Genomic DNA, 10,211 nt, shown 5'->3' on the forward strand with positions numbered 1-10,211 from the left:
GCGAGGAAGAGGCCCGCCATGAACGATCTCACCAGGAGGTTCGGGATCGCGAGCTTGGCCTTGTACGCACCCGCGGTGCAGCATGTCTGGACGATTTCAAACGGCTTGTTCGACATCTCGTTCTCCCTTCTCGGTGATGGTTTCGGGGGTCCCCCGATGCGCCGGCGGGGACTCCGCCGGACGCATGCTCCGCGATTCGCTAACTCTCGGGTCCGATCGTTCCGCCCGTCATGGCGCGGCTTTCTTCGCCCCTTCGCTCTTCCGCAGCCGGCAGGCGCACACCTTGTACTCGGGGATCTTCGCGGTCGGATCGAGCGCCGCGTTGGTCAGGAGGTTTGCCGCGCACTCGGCGAAGTGGAACGGCATGAACACCACCCCGGCCCCGATCCTGTCCGTCACGCGCGCGGTCACGTCCACCTTGCCGCGCCGGCTCTCCGCCACGATCATCTCGCCGTCCCGTATTCCGGATCGCTCCGCGTCCCCGTCGTTGATCTCGATGTACCCGGTCGGCACCTCCTGGTTCAGGATCGCCGTCCGGCGGGTCATCGTGCCGGTGTGGAAGTGGAACATCGTCCGCCCCGTCGTCAGGAGGAACGGGTAGGCCTCGTCCGGCAGCTCGGCGGCGGCCTTGAACTCGATCGCCATCAGCTGGCCCTTGCCGCGGCTGAACTTGTCCTTGTGGAGGTACGGGGTGCCGGGGTGCTCCGGGTTCGGGCACGGCCAGTGCAGCCCGACGGCGCCCAGGCGCTCGTAGGAGATGCCGCCGTAGCTCGGCGTCAGCCGCGCGATCTCCGTCATGATCTCCCTCGGGGATCCGTACTCGAACTGCGTGGAGCCCATCGCCCGGGCGAGCTCGCAGATGATCTGCCAGTCGGCCTTGCTCTCGCCGACCGGATCGATCGCCTTGTGGGTCCACTGCACCCGCCGCTCCGTCGAGGAGACGGTCCCCTCCTTCTCGGCGAAGGACGCCGCCGGGAGGACGACGTGGGCCAGCTCCGCCGTCTCCGTGAGGAAGATGTCCTGGACGACGAGGAAGTCGAGCTTCGCGAGCGCGGCGCGCACGTGCGTCAGATCCGGATCCGCCAGCATGGGGTTCTCGCCCATGATGTACATCGCCCGGAGGTTTCCCTTGGCCGCCTCCGTCGTCATGTCCATGATGGTCAGGCCGGGCTTGGTCGGCAGCGGCGTCTGCCACGCCGCCTCGAACTTCTTCCGGTTCGCCTCGTCGGCGACCGCCTGGTAGCCCGAGTAGACGGGGGGCAAGGCGCCCATGTCGCACGCGCCCTGCACGTTGTTCTGGCCGCGCAGCGGGTTCACGCCGGTCGACGGCCGGCCGACGTGCCCGGTGATCATGGCCAGGTTCGCGCAGCTCTTCACGTTGTCGGTGCCCGTCGAGTGCTGGGTGATCCCCATCGCGTAGACGATCGATCCCGCCTTGGCCTTCGCGAACATCCTCGCCGCCTCGACGATCTGGTTTCGCGGGATCCCGGTGATCTCCTCGACGCGCTCGGGCGGGTAGCCCCGGACGACGCTCGCCAGCGCGTCGAACCCCTCGGTCCGCTCGGCGATGAACGCCTTGTTCTCGAGCCCCTCGGCCAGGATGACGTGCATCATCCCGTTGAGGAGCGCGACGTCCGTTCCGGGCCGCTGCTTCAGGTGCAGATCCGCGAACCGCGTCAGCGGGACCCGGCGGATGTCGTTCACGATGAGCTTCGCGCCCTTCTCCTTCGCCCGCAGGATGTACCGGGAAATCAGGGGGTGCTGCTCGATCGTGTTCGACCCGGTGACGAAGATGCAGTCCGCGTCCTCCAGCTCGCGGATCGAGTTGGTCATCGCGCCAGAGCCGAACGTTGCGGCCAGACCGGCCACGGTGACGCTGTGTCACAACCGCGCGCAGTGGTCGACGCTGTTCGTGCCCAGGACGACCCGGGCGAGCTTCTGCATGAGGTAGTTCTCCTCGTTCGTGCACTTCGCGGAGGAGAGCACGCCCACGCCGTCGGGCGCGGCCGCTTTCAGCTTCTGCGCGACGAGCTCCAGCGCCTCCTTCCAAGTGGAGGCCTGGAGCTTGCCGTTGCGCCGGACGAGGGGGGTGGTCAGGCGGTCCTTGGACGTGACGAACTCGTTCACGTGCCAGCCCTTGATGCACAGCTTGCCCTGGCTGACCGGATGGGACGGCGCGGGGCGCACCCCGACGAGCTGGCCGTCCTGGACCTGCAGGTACATGCCGCAGCCGGTGCCGCAGTAAGGACAAATCGAGAAAACGCTCTCATTCCGCATGGGTCGTATCTCCTCGTGCGATGGCGGCGAACGGTGAAACGCCCTCCGCATTGACACCCGGCTCGTAGCCGAAAAGATCCCGGACCCCCGCCCGCATGGTCTTCTTGAGGAGGCGGAGCGGGATGTCCATGGGACAGGCGTCCTCGCACGCCCCGCAGTCGATGCAGCGGTCGGCGAGGTGCATCATGTGGATGAAATGGAAGAACGGGAAGTCGGGCGGCAGTGCGCCCCTCGGCACGAGGAGATCGCGCTCCATCTGGCACTCGGTGCAGAAGCACATCGGGCAGGCGTTCCTGCACCCGTAGCACTTCATGCACTTGCCGAGGTGGTGCTGCCAGAACGCCATGCGCTCCTCCGGCTCCATCCGCTGGAACCTCTCGACCGCAGGGTCCGCGAAGCTCTCCTCGAGCTTCTCTCCGAACAGCGGGTTGTTCGGATACGGCCGGCCGCAACGACACTCCTCGGCCTGCTCCCTGTCGCAGGCGACCCCGATGATCTCGATTCCGTCCAGGCTCAGCTGGGACAGCTTCGCCAGCTCGAGGAGCGCGCGCTCGTCGCACCCCTTCGCGACGATCCCGAGCTTCAACCCGGGGCGCCGCGCCTTCAGGAGGGCGATGACGTTCTTCTTGCTCGGCCTGCACGTGAACACGAGCCGCTGCTTGCCGCCCAGGACGAGGCTCCGCAGGTCGCCGGCGGAGTCGAAGAACCTGGGGACGGGGGTCCCGTCCTGGTCGCCGAGGCCGTAGACCGAGTCCAGTCGCTTGCCGGTCAGGCGCTCACTGCACAGAGACCGAAGTCCTTCGATCATGTGTCGCTCCTTTGAGGGGGCTCGGCCCCAACTGCTTGATCTCCTCGACGAAGTCCTTCACCACCTCGACGAACCTCGCGCCTTCGGAGGCGGAGACCCACTCCAGCCGCACGCGCCGATGGTCGATTCCGAGGGCGTCGAGCGCCTTCTTCAGCACGGGCACCCGCTTCTCGGTCTGCCAGTTGCCCGTGACGTAGTGGCAGTCGCCGATGTGGCAGCCGCAGACCAGCACCGCGTCGGCCCCCTTCCGCAGCGCGGACATCACCATGAGCGGGCTGACCCTCCCGGAGCAGTTCACCCGGATGCACAGGACGTTCGGCGGGTAGTGGATGCGGCTCGTCCCCGCGAGGTCGGCGCCGGTGTAGGAGCACCAGTTGCAGAGGAACGCCACGATTTTCGGCTCGAAGCTCATGACAGCACTCCTTCGATCTGTGCGAAGATCTGCTCGTCGCTGAACTGCCGGGCCTTGATCGCGCCCGACGGGCAGGCGGCCACGCACGAGCCGCAGGCCTTGCACAGTGCGCTGTTGACGCTGCTGCGCCCCTTCTTCTCGTCGAACTCGACGGCCGAGTACGGGCAGAGCGCGTTGCACATGCGGCAGCCGGAGCACCTCTCCTGGTCGACCTCCGCGAAGACGGCGTCGATCTCGATCTTCTTCCTGGCGATCTTCGCGAGGATGCGCGCTGCCGCCGCCCGCGCCTGCGCGACGGTGTCCGGGATGTCCTTGGGGGCCGCGCACGTGCCGGCGATGTACACCCCCTCCGTGGTCGTCGCGACCGGATCGAGCTTCGGGTGGCTCTCGATGTACCAGCCCTCCTTGTCCTGGCTGATGTTCACGAGCCGCGCCGTCTTGTCGGAGTCGGCGCGCGCCTCCATGCCGACCATCAGGATCACGAGATCCGCCGGGATCTCGATCACCTCCCCGGAGAGCGTCTCGTCGACCTGGATGAGCATGTCGCAGTCGTCCTTGGGCGCGGCCAGCTTGATCACCGGGTGATCGTTCTTCTTGTACATGAGGAACATCGTCTTGGCCTCGGAGCTGTGCTTGTAGAAGTCCTCGTGCCCCTTCCCGAACGCGTGCATGTCGATGTACAGGTCGCTCACGTAGGCGCTCGGGATCGCCGACTTGATCTCGTGCGTGTACTTCAGCGCGGTCATGCAGCAGACGCGGGAGCAGTAGCCGTGGAACTCCTGGCTGCGCGAGCCGACGCAGTGAACGATCGCGACGTACTGCGGCACGCGGCCGTCCTGCATCTGGATCTTGCCCGCGCGCAGCATCGTCTCGAACTCGAACGAGGTGATGACGTTCGGGAGCTTGCCGTAGCCGTAGTGCGTGATCCGCGACGCGTCGAACTCCTTGTACCCCGTGCACACGACGACGCTGCCCACGGCGACCTTCTTGCGCGCGGCCGCGTCCTTGCCGTCCGCCGCGGTCGGCCCGATCGCGGCCTCGAAGTTGCCGACGAAGCCGGTCAGCTCCTTGAGCTCGGAGCCGAGCATCACATCGATCAGGCGGTTCTCCCGGACCCGGGTGACGCGATCGAGCAGCAGGTCCGAGGCGGAGTCGAGGTAGGGGGCGGTCAGGTCCACCCGCGCCAGGTTCCCGCCGAGGTGATCGCCCTTCTCGACGAGGTAGACCGGGTGGCCCGCGTCGGCGAGCTCGATGGCGGCCGTGAGGCCCGCGATCCCGCCGCCGATGACGAGCGTCCGCGGGCACATGTCCACCGACAGCTTCTCGAGCGGCTCGTGGCAGGCGACGCGGAGCACGGCGCCGCTCGCCAGCGCCGCGGCCTTGGCCGTCGCGGCCACCGGGTCGTCGTGGACCCAGCTGCACTGCTCGCGGATGTTGGCCATCTCGAAGTAGTACTGGTTCAGCCCCGCGGTCTGCAGCGCCCTGCGGAACGTGCGCTCGTGCATCCGCGGGCTGCAGGCCGCGACGACGACGCGGTTCAGCTTCTGCTCCTTGATGTCCTGGACGATCATCTCCTGCCCGGGAGTGGAGCACATGTACTTGTAGGTGCGGACGACGGCGACGTGCGGCAGCTTGGCCGCCGTCGCGCACACCGCCTCGCAATCGACCACCTTGGCGATGTTCGTCCCGCAGTTGCAGACATAGACTCCGATGCGCGGTTCTTCCATGGGTACGTCTCCTGCGGGTCCCTAGGCGACCCGCGCCGGCTGCGGGCTTCCCGCTCCAACATCCGAGGACGCGCGCGCCTTTGCGCGCAGCCCGTCCGCGACCAGTATCGAGAAGAACATCCCCAACGGCCGATAGGCGAGGTGCGACCACTTGCTGAACGGCACCTCTAGGACCAGCATCGGCACGACCCCGGCCATGTGGACGACATAGACGATGTTCGCCGCCATCTCCTGGCCCGTCCTGTGGAGCACGTGCTGCAGGACCCCGGTCGTCGCGACGTAGAGGAGGAGGAACAGGAAGATCCAGTCCGACTCGTGCGAGTGGCGCGTCTGCGGCCGGTCCTTCTTGATCCGGCTGCGCAGCGAGTAGATCACGGTCGCGATGAGCCCGATGCTCGCGGCGTAGCCGAACGCGTGGTACTTCCAGTCGATCTCGGGGCCGGACTGGACCTCGTGCAGGAAGAACATGATGAGGACGAACATGATCACGTACGAGAGCATCAGCACGAGGTGCACGGCCCAGGGCCCCCGGCTGCCGCACTGGGCGTACCTGGGCTGCGTCAGGAAGTGGTACGGCACCGCGAAGATCGCCTTGAAGTAGGAGGTGAACGGGACGCTGATGTCCTTCCGGCGCAGCACCGTGAACCACCACATGCGGAGGCTGCCGATCCCGAGGAGCAGCACGAGCAGCCCGGCCATGCCCCAGTCGAACAGGTGCACGTCCTCGCTCTGGAGGAACGCCCCCTCGCCGTCGTAGATCGCGATGTCCCCGTGCGTGGAGCCCCAGGCGAAGAAGCCGGCCGCGGTCGCGATCGCCAGGAACAGGATCGCGAAGAGCTCCGCCTTCCACGAGCGGTAGAAGAGCTTCGAGATCCCCGTGAAGTCGTAGCGCGACGTGAGCCAGCGCCTGAGGCTCATCATCGTCTCGCCCGGCTCGGCCTCGCGCGGGCACTGCTCGGAGCACTGCCCGCAGTAGTAGCAGAGCCACGGCTCGAGGGAGCCGACGAGCTTCTCCTCGAGCCCCATCTGCAGCGTCCGCATGCTGCGGCGCGGGAAGATGAACGGATCGCTCGAGTGTGGGCACACCGCGGAGCAGTTGCCGCAGTGGTAGCACTTGCTCACGTCCTCGGCGCCGTACCGCTCGAGCTCGTCGATCAGCTTGGGATTGACCCGGATTGCCATCTTCGCACCTCGTCCTATTGGAGTCGCAGGCTCTTGGCGCGCGCCTCGATGCTCGTCAGGTTCACGTCCGCTCGACTACTCACCGTCTTGCCCCGCGAGATGCTCTTGAGCACGCCCGCGGCGACCGCCGATGCCTGGGCCACGGTGTCGGGGATGTCCTTGGGCGCGTGGCACGCCCCGGCGACGAAGACGCCGCCGCGCTCGGTCTCCGTGGGATCGCCGTTGTAGTTGAGCTCCTGGAACCAGCCGTCGCTCTCCACGGGGACGCGCAGCATCGCCGCGAGCTCCCGCGTCCCCGCCGACGGCACGAGGCCGACGGCGAGGATGACCATGTCGACGGGGAACTCGACGACGCAGTCCTTCACGATGTCCTCGCCCTTGATGAGCATCTGGCCGTCCCTCTCGGTGACCGTGGCCGATCGGCCGCGCACGACGAAGGTCCCCTCGGCCTTGATGCGCTCGGCGAACTCCTCGTAGCCTTTCCCGAACGCGCGCATGTCGATGTAGAACTCGTAGCAGTCCACGCCCTCGAGCTTCTCCTTCACGAGGTGCGCGAACTTGAGGGAGTACATGCAGCAGACCCGCGAACAGTACTCGTTGTAGCTGGAGTCGCGCGAGCCGACGCAGTGGATGATGGCGACGGACCGCGGCGGCGCTCCGTCCGACGCCAGCACCCACTCGTCGATCTTCTTCCGCTTGTTGTGCTGCTTGGTCTTCGTCACGATGCGGCCGCCGGTCGGGCCCGAGGCGTTGGTCATCCGCTCGAACTCGAGCGCCGTGAGCACGTTGGGGAGGACGCCGTAGCCGTAGCGCTCGATCTTCCGCGGATCGAGGACGTCGTAGCCGGTCGCGATGATGATGTTGCCGACTTCGATCTCCAGAGTCTCGTCCTTCTGATCGAGGTTGATGCAGCTCTTGGGGCACTTCTTCGCGCAGGCGCCGCACTTCTTCCCGCCGCTCTGGACGTAGTTGCAGCTCGCCTCGTCCACGAGGAAGACGTTGGGCACCGCCTGCGGGAACGGCATGTACACGGCGTGTCGCTCGGCGATCCCGCAGTCGAACTCGCTCGGCACCCTGACCGGGCACACGTCCGCGCAGACGTTGCACGAGACGCACGCCTTCTCGTCGACCCGGCGCGCCCGCTTCAGGATCGTCACCTTGTACGAGCCCGGTTCGCCGGTGATCCGCTGCACCTCGGACAGGGTCATGAGCTCGATCGACTCGTGCTGGCCCACCGAGACCATCTTGGGGGTGAGGATGCAGGCCGCGCAGTCGAGGGTCGGGAAGGTCTTGTCGAACGTCGCCATGTGCCCGCCGATCGTCCCGGTCCGCTCGACGAGGTAGACCTTCTTCCCGGCGTCGGCGATCTCGAGCGCGGCCTGGATGCCGGCCACCCCCGCGCCGATGATCAGCGTCGCGTGGTTCACGGGCAGCATCTCGGTGACGGCCGCGAGGCTGAACGGCACGCCGCTGCAGGCGCACGCCACGATCGCCTCAGCCCGCTCCGTCGGGCTGGGTCCGCCGCCGCTGTGCTCCCGGAAGGAGGCGAGCCGCACCTCGTGGGGATCCTGGCCCGCCAGCGACATCGCCCGGGTGAAGGCGGGCTTGAAGTAGCCCGGAGAGTCGCCCGCGAGAACGATCCGGCCGATCTGGCGGCGCCGGATCTCCTCGGAGAGCGCCTGCGGATCCAGCCGCGGCCGCCCGACGACGTGCTCGACCAGCTCGACGTCGGAGAAGTTCCGCGCATAGTTGGCCACCGACTCGTAGTTCGTGGCGCCCGTTCCCGACTGGAAGAGATAGACACCTGTCTTCATTTCGACTCCGTTCCTTTCCTCCGCCCGCCCCCGGCCGGGAACGACGCCCGGAATTCCGATCCTCGCCCCGGCGTGCTGTCGACCGTCAGATCGCCCCCGTGCGCCCGAGCGATGCGCCGCGCGATAGGCAGCCCGAGCCCGTCGCCGGGCACGGCCCGCTGCGCCTTTCCCCGGAAGAACGGCTCGAACACCCGCTCCCGCTCGTCCTCGGGGATCCCGGGCCCGTTGTCGGAGACGCGGACCGTCACTCCAGAGCTCTCGGCCGCGGTCGCGATCCGGATCTCGCCCCCGGCCTGCGTGTAGCGAATCGCGTTCGTCACAAGGTTCGCGAACAGCTCCCTGAGCGCCACGGCGTCGCCCTCCACCACCGCGCCGTTCGGCGAGCGCTCGAAGCGGAGGGAGACGGCCGCCGCCTCCGGACCCTTCGACGTCCTCTCGACGAGGGCCTCGAGGAGCGCGTCGAGATCGACCGGCTCGCTCCGCGCGACGCCGGTGTCCTCCTCGAGCCGGACCAGCGTGATCCAGTCGTCGAGCAGGCAGAGCATCTGATCCGCGCGCTCCGCGATCACCTCGATCATGCCCTGCGCCTTCTCGGGCAGCGCGCCCGTGTACCCGTGGAGCACGACCGAGGCGCACTGCCGCAGGGAGGCGAGGGGCGACTTGAGCTGGTGCGCGAGCACCGCCGTCTGCACGCCCCGCATGGCCGAAACTTCCGGTCCGAGGATCCCGGCCCGGCGCACGAGCTGCCGGTGCGCGAGCCCGCGCCGGACCACGCCGCGCAGCTGGTCGGGCTCGAACGGCTTCGGCAGGAAATCGTCGGCGCCCGCCTTCATGGCGCACACCGCGACGTCGACCGTCGCGTAGCCGGTGATGACGATGCCGACCACGTCCGGTTCGAGCTCCTTGGCGCGCTTGAAGAAGTCGATGCCGCTCATGCCCGGCATGCGCACGTCCACCAGCATGACGTCCGGCTTGCGGGACGCGACGAGCTCCAGCCCGGTGCTCGCGTCCGCCGCGGTGAGCACCTCCACGTCCTCGTCGCGCAGGATCAGGCCGCAGGAGTCGCGCATCCACTCCTCGTCATCGACGACGAGCACGATCGGCCTTTGCGCCTCGCGCCCTTCCATCCTTATGGCTCCTCCCGCCCGCCGATGAGCGCCTCGACCCGGCCGAGGAGCACCTCCTCGGCGACGGGCTTCTCGAGGAATCCGTCGACCGGGAAGAGCTCCTCGTCGTCCCGCGGCGAGTACCGGCACGCCGCGTGGCCGCCCATCGCGGACAGGGCCAGGATCGGCGTGTGCTTGAGCAGCGGATCGCGGCGGACCTCCCTCGAGAACAGGAGACCGTCCGTCGCGCTCTCCATGACGACGTCGAGCAGCACGAGGGCGGGACGGAGCGCGCGGGCGATCTTCAGGCCGTCCTCGACCGTCGTCGCGCCGAGGACGGTGAAGCCGCGGGCCTCCAGGATGAGCCGCAGGTTCTCCTGGTACCCGAGGTCGTCGTCGACGAGGAGCACCGTACGGCTCGCGCCGGCTGCGCACCGGGGAGCGCCGACCGCGCCCTCGACGGCCGCCGCGAGCTCGTCCGAATCGGCGTCCTCATAAAGGTAGTAGTAGTAGATGCCGGCGCCGCGGATCCGGGTCTCGAGATCGACCGTGCTCGCCGAAGTCGCGAACAGGATGCGCACGTGCGGATCCACCGCCTTGACGACCGAGACGGCCTGCATGCCCTCCATGTCGCCGACGTCCGCGTGCACGATCGCCAAGCCGAACGCGCCGCTGCGCAGCGCCTTGACCGCCTCGGTCGCCGACTCGCGGACCTCGACCTCGCTCCAGCCCCTGGTGAGAACGGCCCGCAGGAACGCCTCGCGGACGCTCGGGTCCTTGGCCACGATCAGAATGCTTCCGCGCGTCATGGGGCGGCCTTCGCGATCTCCTTTGAAACGGGGTGCGGCAGCAGGAAACGTGCCACGGGCCGGTACCGGGGTGCGG

General features: G+C 67.9%; 8 protein-coding genes. All 8 read right to left on the bottom strand.

Going from position 1 to position 10,211, the window contains the following annotated elements:
- Positions 1–228: 228 nt before the first annotated feature.
- The 8 genes from fdhF to M0R80_28995 are packed head-to-tail and all read right to left on the bottom strand — an operon-like array spanning position 229 to position 10,135.
- The gene (fdhF, locus tag M0R80_28960; GenBank protein ID MCK9463669.1) at positions 229–2,277 is read right to left on the bottom strand and encodes a formate dehydrogenase subunit alpha; all 2,049 of its coding nucleotides are present in this window, start codon (positions 2,275–2,277) and stop codon (positions 229–231) included.
- Positions 2,267–3,085: a (Fe-S)-binding protein gene (locus tag M0R80_28965; protein ID MCK9463670.1), complete on the bottom strand. Its 819-nt coding sequence runs from the start codon at positions 3,083–3,085 to the stop codon at positions 2,267–2,269. Before M0R80_28965 ends, fdhF begins: the two co-directional genes overlap by 11 nt.
- Complete coding sequence (locus M0R80_28970; GenBank protein MCK9463671.1) at positions 3,054–3,497, bottom strand: hydrogenase iron-sulfur subunit; 444 nt, start codon at positions 3,495–3,497, stop codon at positions 3,054–3,056. Before M0R80_28970 ends, M0R80_28965 begins: the two co-directional genes overlap by 32 nt.
- Positions 3,494–5,224: a CoB--CoM heterodisulfide reductase iron-sulfur subunit A family protein gene (locus tag M0R80_28975; GenBank protein ID MCK9463672.1), complete on the bottom strand. Its 1,731-nt coding sequence runs from the start codon at positions 5,222–5,224 to the stop codon at positions 3,494–3,496. Before M0R80_28975 ends, M0R80_28970 begins: the two co-directional genes overlap by 4 nt.
- Before the next feature lie 21 nt (positions 5,225–5,245).
- Positions 5,246–6,406, bottom strand: a complete 1,161-nt coding sequence (locus M0R80_28980; GenBank protein MCK9463673.1) for a 4Fe-4S dicluster domain-containing protein — start codon at positions 6,404–6,406, stop codon at positions 5,246–5,248.
- Between the two features lie 14 nt (positions 6,407–6,420).
- Entirely contained in the window at positions 6,421–8,220 is a 1,800-nt protein-coding gene (locus M0R80_28985) for a CoB--CoM heterodisulfide reductase iron-sulfur subunit A family protein (GenBank protein MCK9463674.1), read from the bottom strand.
- On the bottom strand, positions 8,217–9,347 hold the full coding sequence (locus tag M0R80_28990) for a hybrid sensor histidine kinase/response regulator (GenBank protein MCK9463675.1): 1,131 nt from the start codon (positions 9,345–9,347) through the stop codon (positions 8,217–8,219). Before M0R80_28990 ends, M0R80_28985 begins: the two co-directional genes overlap by 4 nt.
- A gap of 2 nt (positions 9,348–9,349) precedes the next feature.
- Entirely contained in the window at positions 9,350–10,135 is a 786-nt protein-coding gene (locus M0R80_28995; GenBank protein MCK9463676.1) for a response regulator, read from the bottom strand.
- Positions 10,136–10,211 lie beyond the last annotated feature (76 nt).

It is taken from the genome of Pseudomonadota bacterium (genome assembly GCA_023229365.1).
Taxonomy (GTDB): Bacteria; Myxococcota_A; Polyangia; order JAAYKL01; family JAAYKL01; genus JALNZK01.